The organism is Lacrimispora sp. (genome assembly GCF_046972725.1).
GTDB lineage: Bacteria > Bacillota > Clostridia > Lachnospirales > Lachnospiraceae > Lacrimispora.
Genome location: NZ_JBKVXF010000003.1, coordinates 102,268 through 121,657, shown reverse-complemented (window position 1 = coordinate 121,657; position 19,390 = coordinate 102,268). Strand labels below are relative to the sequence as shown.

General features: G+C 40.7%; 23 protein-coding genes. 13 read left to right on the top strand and 10 right to left on the bottom strand.

Going from position 1 to position 19,390, the window contains the following annotated elements; translation table 11 throughout:
* Window positions 1-281 precede the first annotated feature (281 nt).
* Window positions 282-1,238 carry a 2-hydroxyacid dehydrogenase gene (locus ACLTWA_RS13000; protein ID WP_412328306.1) on the bottom strand — a complete coding sequence of 319 codons (957 nt, stop codon included), beginning with the start codon at window positions 1,236-1,238 and terminating at the stop codon, window positions 282-284.
* Between the two features lie 277 nt (window positions 1,239-1,515).
* On the opposite strand from ACLTWA_RS13000, the gene ACLTWA_RS12995 reads away from it, so the two are divergent.
* From ACLTWA_RS12995 to ACLTWA_RS12980, 4 genes are all read left to right on the top strand, one after another.
* Entirely contained in the window at window positions 1,516-1,851 is a 336-nt protein-coding gene (locus ACLTWA_RS12995) for an ArsR/SmtB family transcription factor (protein ID WP_412328304.1), read from the top strand.
* Window positions 1,844-2,905 carry an ACR3 family arsenite efflux transporter gene (gene arsB / locus ACLTWA_RS12990; protein WP_412328302.1) on the top strand — a complete coding sequence of 354 codons (1,062 nt, stop codon included), beginning with the start codon at window positions 1,844-1,846 and terminating at the stop codon, window positions 2,903-2,905. The genes ACLTWA_RS12995 and arsB overlap by 8 nt, the downstream gene beginning before the upstream one ends.
* Before the next feature lie 22 nt (window positions 2,906-2,927).
* Window positions 2,928-3,347: an arsenate reductase ArsC gene (locus tag ACLTWA_RS12985; RefSeq protein WP_412328301.1), complete on the top strand. Its 420-nt coding sequence runs from the start codon at window positions 2,928-2,930 to the stop codon at window positions 3,345-3,347.
* Window positions 3,348-3,433: 86 nt separating this feature from the next.
* Window positions 3,434-4,150, top strand: coding sequence for a sulfite exporter TauE/SafE family protein (locus ACLTWA_RS12980; RefSeq protein ID WP_412328300.1), 717 nt, complete (start codon window positions 3,434-3,436; stop codon window positions 4,148-4,150).
* Window positions 4,151-4,270: 120 nt separating this feature from the next.
* Here the strand turns inward: ACLTWA_RS12980 and ACLTWA_RS12975 are convergent, their stop codons facing one another.
* Window positions 4,271-4,918, bottom strand: coding sequence for a flavodoxin family protein (locus ACLTWA_RS12975; RefSeq protein ID WP_412328299.1), 648 nt, complete (start codon window positions 4,916-4,918; stop codon window positions 4,271-4,273).
* Between the two features lie 125 nt (window positions 4,919-5,043).
* Here ACLTWA_RS12975 and ACLTWA_RS12970 point away from each other — a divergent pair, with 125 nt between their 5' ends.
* Window positions 5,044-5,376, top strand: coding sequence for a winged helix-turn-helix transcriptional regulator (locus tag ACLTWA_RS12970; protein WP_412328298.1), 333 nt, complete (start codon window positions 5,044-5,046; stop codon window positions 5,374-5,376).
* 23 nt (window positions 5,377-5,399) lie between these two features.
* Here ACLTWA_RS12970 and ACLTWA_RS12965 read toward each other — a convergent pair whose 3' ends face one another.
* The 6 genes from ACLTWA_RS12965 to ACLTWA_RS12940 all read right to left on the bottom strand — a co-directional run bounded on the left by ACLTWA_RS12965 (window position 5,400) and on the right by ACLTWA_RS12940 (window position 10,320).
* Window positions 5,400-6,110, bottom strand: coding sequence for an alpha/beta hydrolase (locus ACLTWA_RS12965; protein ID WP_412328297.1), 711 nt, complete (start codon window positions 6,108-6,110; stop codon window positions 5,400-5,402).
* On the bottom strand, window positions 6,104-6,730 hold the full coding sequence (locus ACLTWA_RS12960) for a class I SAM-dependent methyltransferase (RefSeq protein ID WP_412328296.1): 627 nt from the start codon (window positions 6,728-6,730) through the stop codon (window positions 6,104-6,106). The genes ACLTWA_RS12965 and ACLTWA_RS12960 overlap by 7 nt, the downstream gene beginning before the upstream one ends.
* Before the next feature lie 312 nt (window positions 6,731-7,042).
* Window positions 7,043-7,744: an ABC transporter permease gene (locus ACLTWA_RS12955; protein ID WP_412328294.1), complete on the bottom strand. Its 702-nt coding sequence runs from the start codon at window positions 7,742-7,744 to the stop codon at window positions 7,043-7,045.
* Window positions 7,732-8,658, bottom strand: a complete 927-nt coding sequence (locus tag ACLTWA_RS12950; protein ID WP_412328292.1) for an ABC transporter ATP-binding protein — start codon at window positions 8,656-8,658, stop codon at window positions 7,732-7,734. The genes ACLTWA_RS12955 and ACLTWA_RS12950 overlap by 13 nt, the downstream gene beginning before the upstream one ends.
* 92 nt (window positions 8,659-8,750) lie before the next feature.
* Window positions 8,751-9,620 (bottom strand): sensor histidine kinase, encoded by an 870-nt coding sequence (locus tag ACLTWA_RS12945; protein WP_412328290.1) that lies wholly within the window; start codon window positions 9,618-9,620, stop codon window positions 8,751-8,753.
* A gap of 4 nt (window positions 9,621-9,624) precedes the next feature.
* Window positions 9,625-10,320, bottom strand: a complete 696-nt coding sequence (locus ACLTWA_RS12940; protein WP_412328289.1) for a response regulator transcription factor — start codon at window positions 10,318-10,320, stop codon at window positions 9,625-9,627.
* A 295-nt stretch (window positions 10,321-10,615) separates the two neighbouring features.
* On the opposite strand from ACLTWA_RS12940, the gene ACLTWA_RS12935 reads away from it, so the two are divergent.
* Genes ACLTWA_RS12935 through ACLTWA_RS12925 form a run of 3 tightly spaced genes read left to right on the top strand, consistent with a single transcriptional unit; the run spans window position 10,616 to window position 12,898 of the window.
* The gene (locus ACLTWA_RS12935) at window positions 10,616-11,377 is read left to right on the top strand and encodes a MerR family transcriptional regulator (RefSeq protein WP_412328288.1); all 762 of its coding nucleotides are present in this window, start codon (window positions 10,616-10,618) and stop codon (window positions 11,375-11,377) included.
* Between the two features lie 59 nt (window positions 11,378-11,436).
* A complete protein-coding gene (locus tag ACLTWA_RS12930; RefSeq protein ID WP_412328286.1) occupies window positions 11,437-12,168 on the top strand; it encodes an ABC transporter ATP-binding protein in 732 nt (243 codons plus the stop codon).
* On the top strand, window positions 12,155-12,898 hold the full coding sequence (locus ACLTWA_RS12925; RefSeq protein WP_412328284.1) for an ABC transporter permease: 744 nt from the start codon (window positions 12,155-12,157) through the stop codon (window positions 12,896-12,898). The genes ACLTWA_RS12930 and ACLTWA_RS12925 overlap by 14 nt, the downstream gene beginning before the upstream one ends.
* Before the next feature lie 191 nt (window positions 12,899-13,089).
* On the opposite strand, the gene ACLTWA_RS12920 is transcribed toward ACLTWA_RS12925, so the two are convergent.
* Both ACLTWA_RS12920 and ACLTWA_RS12915 read right to left on the bottom strand, forming a co-directional pair.
* On the bottom strand, window positions 13,090-13,920 hold the full coding sequence (locus ACLTWA_RS12920; protein ID WP_412328282.1) for a class I SAM-dependent methyltransferase: 831 nt from the start codon (window positions 13,918-13,920) through the stop codon (window positions 13,090-13,092).
* A gap of 215 nt (window positions 13,921-14,135) precedes the next feature.
* Window positions 14,136-14,636, bottom strand: a complete 501-nt coding sequence (locus ACLTWA_RS12915) for a GNAT family N-acetyltransferase (protein ID WP_412328281.1) — start codon at window positions 14,634-14,636, stop codon at window positions 14,136-14,138.
* 371 nt (window positions 14,637-15,007) lie between these two features.
* Between ACLTWA_RS12915 and ACLTWA_RS12910 the strand changes: the two genes are divergently transcribed.
* From ACLTWA_RS12910 to ACLTWA_RS12890, 5 genes are all read left to right on the top strand, one after another.
* Window positions 15,008-15,715 carry a response regulator transcription factor gene (locus ACLTWA_RS12910; protein WP_412328280.1) on the top strand — a complete coding sequence of 236 codons (708 nt, stop codon included), beginning with the start codon at window positions 15,008-15,010 and terminating at the stop codon, window positions 15,713-15,715.
* Between the two features lie 43 nt (window positions 15,716-15,758).
* On the top strand, window positions 15,759-16,784 hold the full coding sequence (locus tag ACLTWA_RS12905; protein ID WP_412328278.1) for a sensor histidine kinase: 1,026 nt from the start codon (window positions 15,759-15,761) through the stop codon (window positions 16,782-16,784).
* 99 nt (window positions 16,785-16,883) lie between these two features.
* The gene (locus ACLTWA_RS12900; protein WP_412328276.1) at window positions 16,884-17,792 is read left to right on the top strand and encodes an ABC transporter ATP-binding protein; all 909 of its coding nucleotides are present in this window, start codon (window positions 16,884-16,886) and stop codon (window positions 17,790-17,792) included.
* A complete protein-coding gene (locus ACLTWA_RS12895) occupies window positions 17,789-18,496 on the top strand; it encodes an ABC transporter permease (protein ID WP_412328275.1) in 708 nt (235 codons plus the stop codon). Before ACLTWA_RS12900 ends, ACLTWA_RS12895 begins: the two co-directional genes overlap by 4 nt.
* 11 nt (window positions 18,497-18,507) lie before the next feature.
* Window positions 18,508-19,242 carry an ABC transporter permease gene (locus ACLTWA_RS12890; RefSeq protein WP_412328274.1) on the top strand — a complete coding sequence of 245 codons (735 nt, stop codon included), beginning with the start codon at window positions 18,508-18,510 and terminating at the stop codon, window positions 19,240-19,242.
* Window positions 19,243-19,390: the final 148 nt, after the last annotated feature.

The following is a 19,390-nucleotide window of genomic DNA, read 5'->3' as shown; positions in this document are numbered from 1 at the left end:
CGCAAAGCCTGATATGGCTTTCCTGAAACACTTTGATTTTAACACAGTACATTAAGATTTAATATTATAAAATCATCTAAAAATATATATGTATATTTTAATAGAAAGGGCAATAAAGCGAAGACATTCATAAAATGCAGCTTTTTATAACAATAAAGTAATTGTGATCCACTAAAAACCAATCTTTTTTTACGTATTTACCTTTCAGATATAAATAAAGAAACCGATTACCTTCAAATATTTTGAAAATAAGCGGTCGGTATCTTTATAAATTTTAAATTCTATTTTCCATCTACTCGGTGAATGGGCTGTCCGTCAGAAAATGCCCGAATATTATCCCGGATTATGGAAACTAAACGCCGTCTTGTTTCCAATCCCCTCCAACCCATGTGCGGAGTAATAATAACATTATCCATTGTATACAATGGACTTGCATCATCTAACGGTTCTACTTCCTGCACATCTAAGCCTGCCCCTGCAATCACTTTATTTTCCAGTGCCTCAATCAAAGCTTTTTCATCAATTAAGGCTCCTCGTGCAGTATTGACTAAGAATGCCGTTGGTTTCATCAGCCCTAAGGTTTCTTTATTGATCATATGTCTTGTTGATTCGTTTAAAGGACAATTCAGGGAGACAAAGTCACTTTGCTTTAAGACTTCTTCCTTTGTTGTAAAGTGAATCTTCTCCATATCTTCTCTGGGCGTTCTGGTGGATACTAAAATGTTCATTCCCATGGCCTGTGCTACTTTGATTATTTCCTTTGCAATATTTCCGTAACCGATAAGGCCCAGTGTTTTGCCATTCACTTCCACATGGTCTACCATTAAATGTTTATGAAAATTATCATGATTTCCTTCTGAAAGCATACGGATCTGTTTTTGCATGGAGCTTGCCAGGTTTAAAATCATCAGGATGGCTGTATGGGCCACCCGCTGGCTGCTGTACGCCGGAACGTTGCATAATATGATTCCTTTTTCACGTACTGCCTCCAAATCAATATTATTATATCCGGTTCCGGCTTCACAAATCATCTTTACACTATCAGGGAACTTTCTAATAATGTGGCCTGGGACCTTCATCTCTTTTGTTACCACGACTGTAAAACCGTCGACCCGCTCTAATATTTTATCCTCAGGCGTTTCATCATAGATTACCACCTCTGATGCAATTTGAGAGTAATCAATATTTCCATCATAATTCACCAAACCGGCATTTAACACTACAGTTTTATCATTCATCTTTTTTCTCCTTTTTCCATCTAATTTTATAACCATTTTAAGGAGGTAAAAGGCAGTCTTTCCAGCCTGTTTTTTATCTCATAATTGTTCTCCATTCATTTACCCGGACAGGCGCGCATTGCTTCATTCCCTGTCGGGGAAAAAGCTGGCCTTTTTTTATCATAACCTCCCGGGGGGATTTTTTCAACCACACTTTTTTAAAATAATTACATATTGACGTTTTTCGATTTGACATTTATAATAATCATATCGAAAAATATAGATGTGAGGTATAACTATGGAAAACAATCAGGATTATACAAAAGTCTTTAAAGCACTTGGTGACCCCAAAAGAGCCATGATTGTAGATATGCTCTCTTGCGGGGAGCTTTGCGCCTGCATGATTTTAGAAAAATTTGAAATGTCCCAATCCACCCTGTCCCACCATATGAAGCTTCTGTGTGAATGCGGGCTTGTCAGGGGTCGAAATGAGGGGAAATGGACGTATTATTCCCTGGACCAGGAAAGGATCGATAAAACAAAACAGTTCTTCTGCAGTATCACCAGCAGTAAGGAACACTGTATTTGCAAAGAAGATACCGGATGCTGCAAAGGATGTGATGACAATGAGTAAGGAAAAAAACACCGGAATCGGTTTCTTTGAAAAATACCTGACGATTTGGGTCTTGATATGTATGACGGCGGGTATCTTAATCGGCAGGTTCCTGCCTGGTATTCCTGAATTTCTAAGCCGTTTTGAGTATGCACAGATATCCATTCCGATTGCAATACTCATCTGGCTCATGATCTACCCCATGATGATGAAGGTTGATTTCCAGTCCATTAAAAATATCCGCAAACATCCCCAAGGGCTTCTTATCTCCAGCGGAACCAGCTGGCTGATAAAACCGTTTTTGATGTTTGGGCTTGCCTCGTTCTTTTTTTACGTTGTGTTTCAGGCGTTCATACCAATCGAGCTTGCACAAAGCTATGTTGCCGGAGCCGTCCTGCTGGGAGCAGCTCCCTGTACTGCCATGGTCTTTGTTTGGAGCAACCTGACCAAAGGCGACCCTGCTCATACCTTAGTGCAGGTGGCAGTCAATGACCTGATTATCCTTGTTGCCTTTGTTCCCATCGTATCCTTTCTATTAGGTGTGACTAATATTTTCGTACCGTGGGATACGCTGATACTTTCCATCGTTTTATTTGTTGTCGTTCCTCTTGCGGGTGGTTTTTTTACCCGGTATTTCATGGTAAAAAACAAAGGGGAAGAATATTTTACAGAAAAGTTTATCCCTAAGTTTGATCATATGACAACCGTTGGACTGCTTCTGACACTGGTAATCATCTTTTCCTTCCAGGGGGATGCCATACTGAAACATCCTCTGCACGTTCTTTTCCTTGCAGTCCCGCTGATACTGCAAAACATTCTCACTGCCGCCTTTGCCTATTGGATGTGCAAAGTGACCAAACAGCCTCATAGCGTTGCAGCCCCTGCGGCACTCATTGGCGCATCGGACTTTTTTGAGCTGTCGGTGGCAGTCGCTATCGCACTTTTTGGGCCTGCCTCTCCGGTGGTGCTGGTCTGCACCGTTGGCGTTCTGACCGAAGTTCCGGTTATGCTTTTACTTGTACGGTTTGTGAATAAGACAAAACACTGGTTTGAAGACCCTAAGACACCAAAGTAAGTTATTTATCAGGGAGCCGATCATGAATAAAATAAGAAAGAAACCCAAGGTAGCATTTATTTGTGTTCACAATTCCTGCCGCAGTCAAATTGCGGAAGCACTTAGCAAGCATCTTGCCGCTGATGTGTTTGAAAGTTATTCTGCCGGAACAGAGACAAAACCGCAGATCAATCCGGATGCCGTTCGCTTGATCCGGCAGCTTTATGGCATTGATATGAATAAAACGCAGCGTTCCAAGCTGCTTACGGAAATCCCTCCGGCAGACATTGTTATCACCATGGGCTGTAATGTGCAGTGTCCTTTTTTGCCCTGTAAACACCGTGAGGATTGGGGAATTGATGACCCGACCGGCAAAGGCAATGAGGAGTTTATTGCGGTTATACAAATAATTGTCCAACGCATAGAAGAACTGAAAGCAAGAATCAAAGCAGATTCCTTATAAGGTTACCGCTTCTTCCTGAGACTATGAATATTACTCTGACCGTGCTATACTAAAACAGTAAATACATTTGTTTCCGGGAGGCGATTATGCTCTACATTATTTTAATACTTACCAGCTTTATAGCCGCTTTCGTTTCCGGGGCGGCAGGCTTTGGAGGCGCTCTGTTGCTGCTGCCGGTGGTGACCGCCTGTGTGGGGGCGGAAGCTGCCGTGCCGGTGCTGACGATTGCACAGCTCATTGGAAACCTCTCCCGCATGGCATTCGGAATCAAGCAAATCGACTGGAAACCGGTTGGATTGTTTTGTGCTACGGCTCTTCCCCTAGCAGCTTTGGGGGCCTTTGGATTTTCTGTACTGCCAAAATCGATGATTACCCGCTGTATCGGCGGTGCTTTGATTATTCTTGTACTGATTAAAAGGATTAAGAAGCTGGAGTTTAAGAACAGTAAAAGGGCTATGCTGATCGGCGGCGGTGCTACCGGACTTTTGTCCGGCCTTGCCGGAAGCGGCGGGCCTATTGGGGCCGCCGTATTTTTAACCCTTGGGTTGCCTCCTGTTGCCTACATAGCCAGCGAAGCAGCTACCGCTACAGCAATGCACCTCTTAAAAACAGCCATATACAGCAAACTGGCAGGGCTTGATGGTCCGGCATTGCTTACGGGGCTTTTTATGGGAACAGCTATGATCGCAGGAACATTTGCCGCAAACCATATGATTAAAAAAATGGAGAAAGGGAAATTCCAGAACTATGTTGCAGCCTTACTCTGCGTTGCAGGCGCTTACATGCTGATACTCGGTGGATAACGGCAGAACCTGAAAACAGTCTTCCATATGCAACAAGATCGCATACATTGCTTTTTAGAGTCTTTGTGTAATTGGGATAAATTTCAGCAAATCAAGAAAAAGAACGGAACAACATTTTCCCTATAAAGTTATTTGTGTGAATTTTGCGCCCAAATCATATGCTTTATTGCAATATACCGGGAATTCCTTTTCTCTTACCTCTGCCTTTTTTTCACCATCAAAAACTGTCACCACGTATTTGGAGTAATCGTCAAACTGATAAGTATCATTTACAATTAATGATTCAAAATAGCCAAATACTCTCTCTAAACTCATTTCTGAAATATTCAGCCCCTGTGCATAGCCTGATTTGTCCATTTGCTCCCTGGTTACGTTCATTGTATAGATAAATCCAATTGGGATTTTACGGCCAAATATACTATATTCATCGGTATACGTATGATACGGGAACAGCAGTCTTTCCATAAAAGACCTCATATTGCCTGTAACCGACCCGAAATATATGGGAGATGCCAGAATGATCCCATCTGCATCTGCTATCTTTTCAAGAACCGGTGTTAATCCGTCTTTAAATGCACATTTTCCATAGCTTTTACCGCCTTTTAATTTACAGGCAAAACAGCTGATACAGCCTTTATAATCAAGATCATAAAGATTTATCAGATCCGTTTCCGCTCCCCATGATTGTGCACCTTCCAATGCTTTCTTTAGCAATGTTGCAGTATTTTTGTTTTTTCGTGGACTTCCATTGACCCCTATTATTTTCATAACATGTTCCTTTCCGGGTGTTTAATCTTGACTTTCTGCTGTAAAGTATATATGTTAATAAGAAAGTGTTCAAGTATGCACATATTTGTTATATACTAACCTTTCAGTTAGTAAAGGAGGCTTGTATGATCGATTTTGAAAGTAAGTATGGGAAATGTCCAATGTATTACACAATGTCAGCAGTGGAAGTGAAATGGAAATGGATTATATTATGGGAAATTTATAAGGCCGAAGTGATAAGATACAACAAGTTAAGGGAAAAACTGCAGCCAATTGCACATAAGACCTTAAGCAAACAACTAAAGGAATTGGAAACAAGTAAATTAATTCATCGGGAGCAATATAACGAGGTCCCTCCAAAAGTCGAATATTCCCTGACTGACGAAGGGAAAACCTTAATACCGATTCTTGATTTAATGTATCAATGGGGAGAAAAGCATATCCCAACGGAAGAATAAACATCATTGCTATGCTTCTTGGCTCAGCTATGGTCCATTGATTTCCGAATCCACTCTCTATAAACAACCAGATCTTCTTCGGTGTGAAAATAATGCTCCGAATTATCGGAAACGGTAAGATTACAATGAAAGTCTTTGCAAAAGTCTGAAATTGTATTATACTCGCAAAGTTCATCTTTTTTTCCATATAAAATGGATGCAGGAGTGTTCCATTTCATAATTGGATTTTCCATAACGTATTGATAATAGTCCCAATACAGCGTCTGGCCAACAGGCGTAGCCACTTCCTTTTCCCTGTGCAGCCGTTCTTCTGTCACAGCAGACCATTCCATCATATTTTGGATTAACCTTCTCATATCCACGACCGGAGAAAGAAACAGGCTCTGCTTTAATTCCTCATCCCTGTAAGCCAATAAGCTGAAATAGGCACCTATACTGTTTGCCCATAAGCTGATTGATTTTGTTTTTGTGGATGCAAATGAAAAAATCTTTTTTAAATCGGAAACACAATTATTCGCCTTACAGAGTGTCGGCTCCCCCTTCCTGTCCCCATGCTCAGGCAGATCAAAGCTAAGTACCTGATAACCGAGCGGAACTGCTTCTTCCGCAAGAATGCAGATCGGTATGTCCGCTTTGGAGGACCTATTGCCGTGTACCGCAATCAATAACTCGTCTTTTTCCTCTCCCCATAAAAGTGCAGGGATTCCTTGAATCAATATATTTTTCTTTAACATTTTTCCATAAGCTCCTGTTTTCTTGCCGATAAGAATAATACGGTACCAGATACGTAAGTCTGAATATCTGTAAATCCCGCCAATTCAAAAATATTTTTTAATTCCTTTTCACTATATACTTTCACATCACCCTTTTGGGAGAGGGGAAATACTACCGTATTGGCAACCCACCGCACCAATGGAGAGAAAAAGGGTTCGGCCATGAAAACTCTTCCGTTCTTTGTCAATACCCGCATACATTCACGTGCAAAAGCCTGTGGTTCTTCAAAATGATGGAAGGCACAGGACACCGTTATAACGTCCATACTTGCGTCTTTAAAACAAAGCGGAACACAGGGGTTCACTGTAAACACACCGTCCGGATGCCGCTTTTTGGCAACTGCAATCATATTCTCGGAAATATCCACACCATACGCATTGATGCTCGCTTTTTTTGATAGTTCTCCAAGCAGATAGCCATTGCCGCAGGCAACGTCCAGAATATTATCGCCATCTTTAAGTGCAACCGTTTTAATCAGCTCCGCTTTATGTCGTCTTGTATAGTGGCCCTCCGGGGCTGAGTCATATTCTTGTGCCATTTCGTTATATACCTTTTGAGACTGTTCCGATTTTCTCCCCATATGAAGCTGCTCCTCCGCACTTTACGATTTTATGTAAATTTTTATTTCTATATTAACAAATACAGCCCGTTGTTCTTTCCTCTAAATTTATCCCCCAAATCATTAATAATCTCTCTTTGCTTGATTGACAAATTATGAACGGTTACAGGCATCAACATTTAAAACCAGTATAGCACAGCTATGGGTAATTTGAACAGGTTGGAGACTGCAGAATATCAAAATAATTCCATATACGAAAAAGGCTGCCGCACTATTTTCTTTGTGCGCCAGCCCGAATCTCATAAGCTAAATACATTTTTATACGTACCGTATTTACATTACATCTTCCTTTTCCACATTATGCACAGTAAGATACCCGCAAATCAGAGAAACCCCAAACAGTAAGACCGGAAGAATCGTATTCTCTCTTAAAGTCAAGTCTCCTATGGTTCCATCCATAACAGAAAACAGTAAAAAGGAAGAGATAACAGCAGCCTTCGATGACTTCATCCGTTTTCCGATATACAAAGGAATAAAGGCCAGAGTCACTGTAAGAACGGTTTTTAAGATGATCTGTATATGAAAACTGACACTTGTGATATCATAGCCAAGGGGATAACCGTCCATGGTTACTGAAGTCAAAGCCAGTAGCAGATAAATAATCAATTTTCCCAGGAGAAGAGCTGCCCCGCAGAAGATCCATACTGCCATCATTTGAGTAATAATTATTTTTTTTCTGGAAATGGGATAGCTGAACATAAGGCTCTGGGTTTTATTTTTATACCCTTGAATAATAAAGGAAGACAACATGACTGAGGTAAAGATCAAAAACGAGAGATTGGTAAGCAAATCGATCTGCATTGCCATACTTCCTATCTCCTCCACGGTATCAGTCATTTCTGTTTCAGCTTCCATGGGAATGTAATAGCACATGGAAAATAACAGAATTCCAAGGACTGCAATTACAATTGCCTGATAGATCATATATTTTCTTGTATTGTTTTTCTTCCATTCCAGACGAATTAATTTCCACATTCCCTCTCACCTCCTGTAACCTTCAGAAAATACTCTTCCAAAGACTCTGAATGGGAACGGAACCCCTGAATTTCAATCTGATTCTCCGTCAGCGCCTTCATAATCTCCTGGGACGTGGGCTGTTTTGCATAAACCCGGATATGATTGTCGTTTATTACCTTGAAGTTTGAAATATTAAGACGGTCCGTCAATATATAAGATGCTTTTGCTGTCTCCGGCGTTGTGATTTCCAGATACTCAAGACCGCTGTCCGTAATCTCCTTCATCGATATTTCTCTTACCATCCTGCCGTTATGAATGATCCCTATGGTATGTGCAATGCTTTCGATCTCAGAAAGCAAATGACTGGAAATAAGAATGGTCATTCCATATTCTTTGCACAGCATCAGGAACAGGTCACGGAGCTGTTTCATGCCTGCCGGATCAAGGCCGTTGGTCGGTTCATCAAGCACCAGAAATTCCGGCTTAGTAAGAACGGCCCTTGCGATCCCAAGCCTCTGTTTCATTCCCAGTGAAAATTCCTTCACCTTTTTCCCTCTGGTATCTGACAGCGACAGCAGGGACAATGCCTGCTCCACACAACCGGGGCTGTAATAGCCCATGTACTCACAGTGCAGCTTTAAGTTTTCTTCCGCCGTCAGTTCGTTGTAAAATACGGGAAATTCAATCATGCTTCCCACACGTTTTAAAAACGAATACGAATCAGGGAGCAGCTTTTCACCAAATAAAAGGATATCTCCGGAAGTTGGTTTCCACTGGTTGGTGATCATCTTCATCACCGTTGTTTTTCCTGCACCGTTAGGGCCAAGAAAGCCATAAATCTCCCCTTTGGTGATATGCATGTTCAAATCGGACACAATGGGTTCTGCACCAATTTGTTTGTTTAAATGATCTGTTGTTAAAATTGTCTGCATTCTGTCACTTCCTTTCCATATCCAAAATTTTAGCATGTGATTTCTTCAAAACTCTTGAATAAATCTTACGAATTCCTTTCGCGGGAAAACATTTAATAAATAAACTGCTGGAGTTTTAAAGTAAATACCGTTTCCTCATTCCGAATACTTTTTAAAGTCAGTGTACCGTTGATTTTTTCTGCCAGACTTTTTGCTATGGTAAGCCCCAATCCATTGCCCTGGATCTCCCGGTTCCGGGAATCCTCTAAGGTATAGAGACGGTCAAAGACACGTGGAATTTCCGAATATGCAATGCCTTTTCCATGATCAATGACATCCACGAATACAAAGCTGTTCTCTATGCGAAGGGTCAGTCCCAGGTAATGTCCTGCATCGCCATAGCGGACTGCATTGCTGATCAGGTTATTTAAAATACGTCCCAATGCTTCCCGGTCCCCATAAACGAACACCGGCGGTTCAGGAATGTTTATGTCCACTTCAAATTCTTTCTCCGTTAAGATATTATAAAAATCCACAATGGTTTCCCGGCAAAATTCATTTAAGTTTATTTTGGTCATGGTCAGTACCGTATCGCCGGCTTCCAATTTGGCCAGTGTGAAAAACTGGTCAATCTGCTCCTTTAATTCGTTGGCCTTATGAGAAACTTTCTTTATCATGCCTTTTTCAGGGGTCTCCTGCATCAGAAGCATGTCCAAATAACCGATGATAACGGTAAGGGGCGTCTTCAGATCATGAGAGATGTTAGAAAGCATCCGTTTGGTATTTGCTTCCGATCTGCGGTAACCGGCATTGGCATTCTGCCTGTCCTCCAACGTACGGTTGATCTGTTCCAGAAGATATTTGATTTCCTTATCTTCGGTAAATGCCATCACTTTTTCATCTGTATCTTCATCTAAGATTCGTTCCAGTTCATGGGCAATCGTTTGAATTTGATTTAACAGCCCTTTATTTAACAGAGACATGGGTTCACTCCTTTGGACTTCCCAGTTTGTATCCGATTCCCCAAACGGTTAAAATATACTTTGGTTTTCTGGGATCATCTTCAATTTTAGTGCGCAGACGGCTGATATGAACATTGACGGCGTTTTCATCACCCAAATAATCATCCTGCCATATGAAGGAATAAAGCTGTGCCTTGGTATAAACCTTTTTGGGATTGGAAAGGAGCAGGCGAAGAATTTCATATTCCTTTGCAGTCAAGTCCACTGCCTGCCCGTTTTTGTGTACTGTGTGACTTTCCAGATCCATCTCCAGATCTCCCAGGCAAAGGCAGGCAGAGGCAGCCTCCCCGCCGGAAGAATACTGGTTGGTACGCCGCAGATTTGCTTTCACTCTGGCAAGCACCTCCGTAAGAGAAAATGGTTTCGTAATATAATCATCCGCTCCCAGTCCCAATCCAAAGATCTTATCTGATTCCGTATCTTTGGCGGACAGAATGATAATAGGAACCACACTTTCCTGTCTGATCCGTTTCATCACCTCCAGCCCGCTGATTTTCGGCAGCATCAGATCCAAAATCACCAGATCATAGGACCCGCTGACAAATGCCTTTACCGCCTGCTCTCCATCAGATGAACAGTGGACTTCAAAGCCCTCCATCTGGAGAAATTCCATTAACATCTCACGGATTTCCTTATCGTCTTCTACCAATAATAGTTTCATCTTCCATTTTCCTCCCTGAAAAGTACAGAATAATATCAGAAAAATGAAAGTATTCTGTGTAAATAAAATTATTGTTTCCATGTTTATGATAACTGATTCTATGGGATTGTTCAAATGTTATTCAAAGGCATTTAAAACTGCCTGCAATTTCGTTCCGTTTGATTGATTTATAAAACAGATTTTTTAGCGGTCAATGATTGCCACTTTCATTTGTATGGGTTATAATCAAAGCCCTCCACTATAACACCAGACTTTGATTTGGTGTTATTATAGTGCATAGAATGGTGGTGAAAAAATGAACACTTACAGTACATCCGAAATTGCACACAGCATTGGAATCCATCCCAATACCGTGCGGCTATATGAAAAGCTTGGACTAATTCCCAAACCGGAGCGTAAGGAAAACGGTTATCGTATCTTTACGGATTTTCATATGGAGCAGATCAGATTTGTGAGAATTGCATTCAAGATTGAAATACTGCAAAATGGTCTGAGAAAGCAAGCAATCGATATTATTAAGACCTCTGCGCTTGGATCATTCAGCAAAGCAATTTGCCTGACGAAGCACTATCTGGAGCAGATAAAAAATGAACAAAAAAATGCCGAAGAAGCTATAGAGATTACTAAAAAGCTGTTATCCGGCAGCAATCAGGAAGCAGGCACTACATTTTTAACCAGAAAAGAGGCCGCCGGTTACCTGCAGCTATCCATAGACACCTTAAGGAACTGGGAAATGAATGGCTTGCTTACAGTAAAACGAAAACAAAATGGCTATCGTGTTTATACCGATGAAGATATTCGGCGGTTAAAAATCATACGCTCCTTACGTTGCGCCAATTACTCTCTTTCATCCATTCTGCGAATGTTAAATACCCTGTCTCGAAACCCCGAAGCGGACATACGGCAGGCGATTGACACCCCAAAGGAAAATGATGATATAATTTCAGTGTGTGATAAGCTGCTGACATCATTACACCATGCGGAACAAAATGCAATTGTTATGCTTTCTCAGCTTGAGAAAATGAAAAAACAATTTTCGGAAAACCCTACACTTTAACACCAGACTTTGTTCTGGTGTTATTCTTTTTATGCAAGGAAAAGGAGGGATTTAACCGCATGGAAACAACGATTGAAGTAAAAAATCTATGCAAGTCTTACGAGCATATCAAAGCAGTGGATAATATCAATATCTCCGTTTGCCGTGGAGAAGTATTTGGTCTGCTGGGTGCAAATGGTGCGGGTAAAAGCACCACAATTGAATGTATTTTAGGAACAAAAAAGCAAGACAGGGGAACCATATCCGTTTTGGGAATGGATCCGCAGAAGGAACGGAAAAAATTGTTTGAGAGAGTTGGGGTTCAATTTCAGGAAGCGAACTATCAGGACAAAATAAAAGTAGCCGAACTTTGTGAGGTCACGGCTTCGCTTTACAAAACTTCTCTGGATTATGGCTCTCTTCTAAAACAATTCGGACTTTCTGATAAGCGGAAAAGTCTGGTCAAGGAGCTTTCGGGAGGTCAGAAGCAGCGGCTTTTTATCGTGCTTGCATTGATTCCCGATCCTGAGGTCATATTTCTTGATGAACTAACCACCGGCCTGGACCCTAAAGCACGGCGGGATGTGTGGAAAAGCCTTTCTGAATTAAAAGCGAAAGGAATCACCATCCTGTTAACCTCTCACTTTATGGATGAGGTAGAAGCTCTGTGTGACAAAATCATGATTTTGAAACAGGGGGAAAAGGTTTTTTGCGGGACAGTACAAGAAGCGACTGCTGCAAGCCCTTATGAAAAATTTGAGGACGCATACCTTTGGTACACAGACGGGGAGGTAAAAAATGAAAGCATTTAAAACTTTACTAAAAACGGAAATCCGGTTATCCCTGCGTGGAATGGACATGTTCATTTTTGCTATCTGTATGCCTGTTGTCGTGATTATACTTCTGGGAGCCGTGTTTGGAAATAAGCCTGCTTTTCACGGTGCGGAATATACCTTTCTGGAACAGTCTTTCGGTGCTGTATCAACCATTGCCATATGTGCCGGAGGCGTAATGGGGCTCCCCTTAACCGTATCTGATTACCGAAACAGAAAAATACTAAAGCGGCTTAAAGTCACACCTGCCAGTCCTTCTCTCATCCTGGCAGTACAGGTTGTCATTTACGCACTTTATTCGATGTTTTCACTTATCCTTGTCTATGCAACAGGGGCAGTATTTTTCGGCTGTCAGTTATACGGCTCATGGCTCCAGTTCTTAGGAGCATACTTACTGGTCATGCTGTCAATGTTCAGCATTGGACTTCTGGTGGGAGGAATTGCGCCGAATATGAAAATGGCAAGTGCCGCTGCCAGCCTGCTGTATTTTCCAATGCTTATCTTTTCAGGTGCTACTCTGCCTTACGAAGTAATGCCCGCTGCACTTCAAAGATTCGCAGATCTATTGCCATTAACCCAAGGAATAAAACTTCTCAAGGCTGCTTCACTGGGTTTGCCAATAGACCGTGCTTTTATTCCTGTAACTGTGATGATTGTAATTGGAGTGATATGTACTACTGCTGCTCTTTGCTTTTTTAAGTGGGAATAAATTTCCCAAAGGAGACTGAATGTGGGCTTTTGATGGCCCTCCTGTGGCGGTAATGCGGTTGGAGGGTCATTCAAAGCGCCAATACAGAGAGAAACAGGCGGCATTTCTCCAAGGCGAGTCATAGGACATTTTGCCGCAAAGCGAAAATGGTACGAATTGGATACCTCTATTTTTTCTAATATTTATGATAACTATTTGGTAAATACACAGCAAATTGTATCTTCCGTATCCGTAAATTCCTTCCCCGAAACATCACCGTAAAAATCATACCCACGAAATCCCATAGGCTGAGCTTCTGATATCAGCTTTTCTTTAGTGAAAAAATGATCCCAAATATTATAGCAATGCACCGCATTTTCATCAAATACAATGCTTTGCCTTAATTCCGTTTCATCACAGTCATCGTATTGATAAACGGATTCCAAGCAGATATACGGCTTTTCGCTGAAGAATCCACCTTTTTCTTTAAAATGCCATGTATGGCTTTCGGGTTTCCTCATTTTGTTTGTAAATACATCAAAAATAAATTTTCCATTGGGTTTTAACGCCTGATACACTTTTTCTAACAGTATAATTCTATCAGCAATGGATAACGCGGCATAATCACAGTATATCAATGTTATTACATCAAAGGAACCGACATCGCTAATTGTCAAATAATTTTTGTAATGATACTCAATGTTACTTTTATTAAGCAGCGTTTGTTCTTTTGCATATTTAATTGAACGTTTGGAAAAGTCAACTCCTGTCACAGAGTATCCAATACTGCGAAACCCTTCGGCATATAATCCGGGACCGCACCCTAAATCCATTAATTTCTGAAATCTCTTTGGGGGAGCTATTGAAGCGATCCATTTCACCGACGTATTTAAGAATTCGTGCTTACGGGTAGCAGCATCCATGTCTGGATTGAGATGTGCCTCGAGCAGTCCTTTTGATATATGATCATCATCCCAAAAGGTACCCGTTCCTTTAGCGTATAATTCTGGTCTTGCCAGATGATCTTTTAATTGATCAAACATAATTTCCTCCAGTTGATAGGGGGAGATAAAATATTGCCTCCCTCCACATTTTATTTCATACATGAACTTGATTCATATTCATATTTATCAGCTCCTTTCAAAAATTTATGTTGTGGAAACAAATTAAAAACATCTCATTTTTTTTCACGATTATACAGCATCGTTCTCAACTTCTGTAGAAAGGGCGTACTTATATAACACTAAAGCGGTATGGTTCACTCTTTCGAGGACTTTTTATATAAACCTGTAATCTTGTCTAATACAAAGCCGTTTTTCTCAAGCAGTTTAATTGAATCGGTATTTTCAGGAACAGGGTCAGCTACAAACTGCACAGGATTTTCCTGCGTACGGATCAGTTGACACAAGTTCTGAATGATAACACTGCCGATACCTTTTTTTAAAAACTGTTCTTCTCCGATCAGGTAGTCTATTGCAAACGTACCTTGGGGTTCCTTTGCCCATTCAAAGCCCTCCGGTGTCTTAGCGCAATCATAATATTGGCAAAATCCAATGGGAACGCTCTCATACATGACAATGTAATGATTGAGCCAACCAAACGCACCACTGTCATTGCGCATCTCCTCCATCCATTCTTCCGGTTCACCATACCACTTTTTTATATATTCCTTATGAAGCCATGTTTCTATAAGCGGATAATCAGTCGCTTTTGCCGGACGCAAAAAAACATTGTCCTTCTTTACAACAGAGTGATTCATGTTTTTGCTCTCCCATCAATTCCTAATATAACCAAATTATACCATCCCTCCGCCGCATACACACCAAAAATATAAAAGAAAAACACCATTGCCACCGGCAAAGGCCAGTTGACGGGATAAAGTTAAGATTTACCAGCTTGATTTTATTCGTTGCCGCGTATACACTAAAAAATATAGATTTTTATGGAGGAATATAAATACTTGATTTTTTATCTGTGCAGCAGGCTTCTGATAAATGGTGGATTTCCATGCGAAGAAACAGAACTGATGGATCGGTTCGCTTTGGTCAAGCATGGGCAATTCCCAAGGATGCAAAAAAAGCCTGCGGATGGGAAGAAAAAATCTTATTGATTTAAATGAGGAGAAGGAAAATGGAAAAATGTATTCTTTTGATAGATGACGAAACAGGAATTTTAGATATGTTGGAAATTGTTTTGAAGAAAGAGGGATTCCACAATATCAAAAAGGCACAGTCAGGAAAGGAAGCCTCACAGATGATTCTGGAATTTGATCCCATACTCATCGTATTAGATATCATGCTTCCAGACGTCAATGGACTGGAATTTTGTATGGAGCTGCGTAAAAAAACAGATGTCCCGGTACTATTTTTAACAGCCAAAACATCAGATTACGACAAGCTTACAGGCTTTGCTATGGGAGGTGATGATTATATTACGAAGCCTTTTAATCCAATGGAGGTAGCCGCACGAATAAAAGTACAGCTGAAGCATCAGCATATGTACGCCCAAACAGGACAAGTCAACCTTTTGGAGTTTGAGGATTTTAGCATCAACAAGGATTCCTGCGAGGTCAAACAAAACGGAGAGGTCTTGGAGCTTACTGCACTTGAATATACCCTGCTGCTTTATTTCGCAGAGCATCCAAACAGAATCTTTACGACGGCACAATTATATGAAAATGTATGGGGGCAGATAAATCTTGGGGAGGAAAAAACAGTGGTTATGCATATTTCCAGGATACGTAAAAAAATAGAGCCGGAAGCAGATAAAGTAAAATATATTCACAACATTCGAGGATTGGGCTATAAATTTATTCCTCACAAAAAGGAGACGACGTAATATGAAACATGCAGTTAAGACAGCTGGGAAAGTCCTTCTGCTCATGATTACGCCTCTGGCCGTATATCTATTCAGTTTTCGTGTATTTCGGGGACTATTTTCCCTGACAAGTCTTGCAAGTGAAGAAATTATGCATCTCACAGCTGTTTTTCTTTCAGCAGTACTTGCTGCCAGTATCTTTTTTATCTTTGTATTGCGCCCCATATTATATGTTATTCATTGGATTCAGTCATTATCGCAGGGGGTTTTTCAGGAACCCGCTATGTATGATCAAGGGAGAAAAGTTTTTCCAAGCAGAGGTTCGCAGTTTCTATACAAAGAACTTTTGGAACAAATGCAAAGTTTAAGTAACCAGTTAAAGCAAAGTGAAGCCGACCGGGCTGCACTGGAAAAAAGCAGACAGGACTGGCTTGCTGGAATTACACATGACCTAAAGACTCCATTGACCTATATTCAAGGGTATGCCTCTATGATTTCATCTCAGGAATACAAATGGACAGAAGCAGAGGTGCTTGATTTTGGAAAGAAAATTGAGGAAAAGTCAAAATATATCAAAGATTTGATTGATGATCTGAATCTTTCCTTTCAATCCAAGGATGGCAAAATTGCTGTTCATAAAACGGAAACGGACGTGATTGCATTTATACGTAAATGCGTATTAGATATAGCAAATTCCAAACAATTTTATAATTATGGATTCTCTTTTGAAACAAATATAGACCGCTTGCCTATGGTTCTAGATACCGGTTTAATACAGAGAGCATTACAGAATGTTCTTATCAACGGAATTGTGCATAATCCTCCCGGAACAGAAATTACGGTGTCCGTTCAAAAGCAGCCACAGAAGATTTTGATAAAAATTGAGGATAATGGAAATGGAATGAATGATGAAACAAAACGAAACCTTTTTGAAACCTATTACCGCGGAACGTCGACAGACCGCCCAACAGGGGGGTCTGGCCTTGGCATGTCTATTGCAAAAAAATTTATTGAGCTGCATCATGGATCAATTTACGTAGAGAGTGTCACAGGACAAGGCAGTTCTATTTTTATTGTCTTGCCTGTTTGACCTGTCTGTACGATTTTATCTATATTTTACTTTTGTTTACCGGGCTGTTAGAAGAGTCGTGTATACTCCTGTTATAAAGAAAATACAGGAGGATTTGCTATGTCTGAATATATCATTGAAACCAATGGACTGACACGACGGTTCGGTAAACATGTTTCCGTAGATCATATTGATTTGCGGGTACCAGAAGGAAAAATCTATGGTTTTCTGGGTGCAAACGGTGCAGGAAAGACTACAACAATCCGGATGCTTCTCAGCTTAATTCGTGCAGATGAGGGCTCTGTCCAGATTATGGGAAAATCTCTGCAGCACGAACGCGAAAAAATTTTAAGAAATGTAGGTTCTCTGGTGGAAGGTCCCTCTTACTACGGACATCTATCAGCATATAAAAATCTTAAAATCATCTGTAAACTTATGGATTTGCCTGAGAAGGATATCGATCAGGTTCTTGACATTGTACGGTTGGCTCCCTATGCGAAGAAAACGGTAAAAGACTACTCTCTTGGTATGAAACAGCGTCTTGGTATTGCTCAAGCATTAATTCGCAGGCCAAAACTTCTGATTCTGGACGAACCGATTAACGGCCTTGATCCGGCCGGAATTCAGGAAATCCGCAATTTAATGTTATCGCTTTGTCACGAGCAGGGAATTACCATTTTTTTATCCAGCCATATCTTGAGTGAGATTCAATCAGTTGCAGAGGAAATAGGCATCATCCAAAACGGGAAGCTGATTTTTCAGAACAGCATAAAGGAACTGGAAAATAAAAGACGCACAAAGCTTTTAATAGAAACTGAAAATCAACAAGAGGCCTTCCGCGCATTGTCTTCTGCCGGTGCAGATGTCGTTTTACAGGATGGGAAATTGCTGATATCTTTAACAGAGAAAATGGATCAGTCAAGAATTTTTAATATTCTTCAACCTTTCTCCATACAGCACATGCAGGAATTAACTGCTTCTTTTGAAGACATTTTCCTGACCTTAACAGGAAGGGATGGCAGCTTATGATAAAAAGGCTATTATCTGTGGAACTTCATAAGACTCGAAAGATTTGTTATATTGTCCCTGTTTTTAGTGCCATAGTGTTAATTCTATTCACTTGTATGGAGTGGTATTTGTACTTTCGGCAGGGAGAAGCAGGAATTTATGCTGGTTTCAATATCATATATATGTTTCTGTCGTTTACCATGCTGCTCACAATCTCCTTGCTCTGCAGTATGGTATCTGAAACGGAGCATCAGGCACAAGGTCTTAAATTCCTTTTTGCAACACCGGTTGACCGGGTAGCTTTTTACTTCATCAAAGCAGTTTGGGTAATCATTTTGATGATTGGATGCAGCGCATTGATTATAGGCGGATTCTGCATGGTATGGATTTTATATACAGATGAACTGTTACCGTTTGCAGTTCTGGTAAAACAAACCTTCGGCTGTTTGGCGGCTTCTTTTCCTGTGCTCTCCATTCAACTGTTTATTTCCCTTTATTTTTCAAATCAAACGATTCCTCTGGGAGTGGGTGTGACCGGAGCAATATCCAGCCTTTTTTTGCCCCGAATTACCCAAAATGTATTATATATTCTTCCTTGGTCCTATCCTTCTATGGCAAGCCCGTTTATCGAAGGATATGTAACATGGATTGTACTCGGTATAGGATCAGGTTTGGCTTTACTTGCTGCAGGTGCGCTGTGGTTCCGAACTTTAGAGATAAAATAGGAGAAAGAAAGATGTATCGATTACTTCATTCAGAATTTCAAAAAATAAAATGGCCCGTGGTTCTTGTTATGATTCTATTGGAAGGTATTGTCACATGGGGTCTTGCATCCGGAAATACAAAATCTTTGTCCTACTACTTCCCCTATAATTGGACAACGCTCTATTTTCAGGCAGTATCTTTTCACGGGATGTTTTTTTTACCGCTTTTCACAGGAATTTTCGCTTCGTTCCTATGCTTTTATGAACACAAAAACGGAGCATGGAAGCAATTACTTACATTGCCTTACCCGCGTTGGAAAATACTCCTATCAAAGTTTTTGACTTTAGCTATGTTAATTGCCTTCATGCAAATCCTTTTTCTGGCAGAATATTTAATTACAGGACATATTATTCATGTAGAAGGTATGATTGCGTGGAAACCGATATTGCAGAAAATTGCTGGCGGATGGTTGGCCTGCTTTCCTCTTGCCATGTTGCAGATTTGGCTGGCGACCCGCTTCCACTCTTTCGGCATTGCACTGTTGCTTTGTTTTTCATCTGTAATTCCTAATATTGTTCTGACTGGGCTTCCTGCTTCACTCGGGGCATGGCTTCCATTTACTACTCCGTATTACGCCATGTTCCCACAAGGAATAAATCTTTCCCCACAAGTGGAGCTGACTTCATTTATATTGATTCTCATGCTCACATTTATCATCTATCTTATATGCGGCATACGATCCTTTGTTCATAAAGATTGGATATAATAAAAAATATCCGCAGTTAATTTCATGATTCAACCGTGATACTTGAACTTGCAGCAGAAATACAAACGCAATAACAAATCAGGAGAGATTTCTGCTGTTTTAATAAATGGTACTTGGAGGGGCGTTCTGAATATCTGTTTATTTAATA

Bases quoted from the DNA above. Each gene is read 5' to 3' on its own strand.
- ACLTWA_RS12895 (WP_412328275.1), top strand. From the start codon at position 17,789: ATGATAAAAAGGCTATTATCTGTGGAACTTCATAAGACTCGAAAGATT.
- ACLTWA_RS12900 (WP_412328276.1), top strand. From the start codon at position 16,884: ATGTCTGAATATATCATTGAAACCAATGGACTGACACGACGGTTCGGT.
- ACLTWA_RS12995 (WP_412328304.1), top strand. From the start codon at position 1,516: ATGGAAAACAATCAGGATTATACAAAAGTCTTTAAAGCACTTGGTGAC.
- ACLTWA_RS12930 (WP_412328286.1), top strand. From the start codon at position 11,437: ATGGAAACAACGATTGAAGTAAAAAATCTATGCAAGTCTTACGAGCAT.
- ACLTWA_RS12940 (WP_412328289.1), bottom strand. From the start codon at position 10,320: ATGAAACTATTATTGGTAGAAGACGATAAGGAAATCCGTGAGATGTTA.
- ACLTWA_RS12905 (WP_412328278.1), top strand. From the start codon at position 15,759: ATGATTACGCCTCTGGCCGTATATCTATTCAGTTTTCGTGTATTTCGG.
- ACLTWA_RS12935 (WP_412328288.1), top strand. From the start codon at position 10,616: ATGAACACTTACAGTACATCCGAAATTGCACACAGCATTGGAATCCAT.
- ACLTWA_RS12950 (WP_412328292.1), bottom strand. From the start codon at position 8,658: ATGCAGACAATTTTAACAACAGATCATTTAAACAAACAAATTGGTGCA.
- ACLTWA_RS12890 (WP_412328274.1), top strand. From the start codon at position 18,508: ATGTATCGATTACTTCATTCAGAATTTCAAAAAATAAAATGGCCCGTG.
- ACLTWA_RS12970 (WP_412328298.1), top strand. From the start codon at position 5,044: ATGATCGATTTTGAAAGTAAGTATGGGAAATGTCCAATGTATTACACA.
- ACLTWA_RS12925 (WP_412328284.1), top strand. From the start codon at position 12,155: ATGAAAGCATTTAAAACTTTACTAAAAACGGAAATCCGGTTATCCCTG.
- ACLTWA_RS12945 (WP_412328290.1), bottom strand. From the start codon at position 9,620: ATGTCTCTGTTAAATAAAGGGCTGTTAAATCAAATTCAAACGATTGCC.
- ACLTWA_RS12960 (WP_412328296.1), bottom strand. From the start codon at position 6,730: ATGGGGAGAAAATCGGAACAGTCTCAAAAGGTATATAACGAAATGGCA.
- ACLTWA_RS12980 (WP_412328300.1), top strand. From the start codon at position 3,434: ATGCTCTACATTATTTTAATACTTACCAGCTTTATAGCCGCTTTCGTT.
- ACLTWA_RS12975 (WP_412328299.1), bottom strand. From the start codon at position 4,918: ATGAAAATAATAGGGGTCAATGGAAGTCCACGAAAAAACAAAAATACT.
- ACLTWA_RS12910 (WP_412328280.1), top strand. From the start codon at position 15,008: ATGGAAAAATGTATTCTTTTGATAGATGACGAAACAGGAATTTTAGAT.
- ACLTWA_RS12915 (WP_412328281.1), bottom strand. From the start codon at position 14,636: ATGAATCACTCTGTTGTAAAGAAGGACAATGTTTTTTTGCGTCCGGCA.
- arsB (WP_412328302.1), top strand. From the start codon at position 1,844: ATGAGTAAGGAAAAAAACACCGGAATCGGTTTCTTTGAAAAATACCTG.
- ACLTWA_RS13000 (WP_412328306.1), bottom strand. From the start codon at position 1,238: ATGAATGATAAAACTGTAGTGTTAAATGCCGGTTTGGTGAATTATGAT.
- ACLTWA_RS12955 (WP_412328294.1), bottom strand. From the start codon at position 7,744: ATGTGGAAATTAATTCGTCTGGAATGGAAGAAAAACAATACAAGAAAA.
- ACLTWA_RS12985 (WP_412328301.1), top strand. From the start codon at position 2,928: ATGAATAAAATAAGAAAGAAACCCAAGGTAGCATTTATTTGTGTTCAC.
- ACLTWA_RS12965 (WP_412328297.1), bottom strand. From the start codon at position 6,110: ATGTTAAAGAAAAATATATTGATTCAAGGAATCCCTGCACTTTTATGG.
- ACLTWA_RS12920 (WP_412328282.1), bottom strand. From the start codon at position 13,920: ATGTTTGATCAATTAAAAGATCATCTGGCAAGACCAGAATTATACGCT.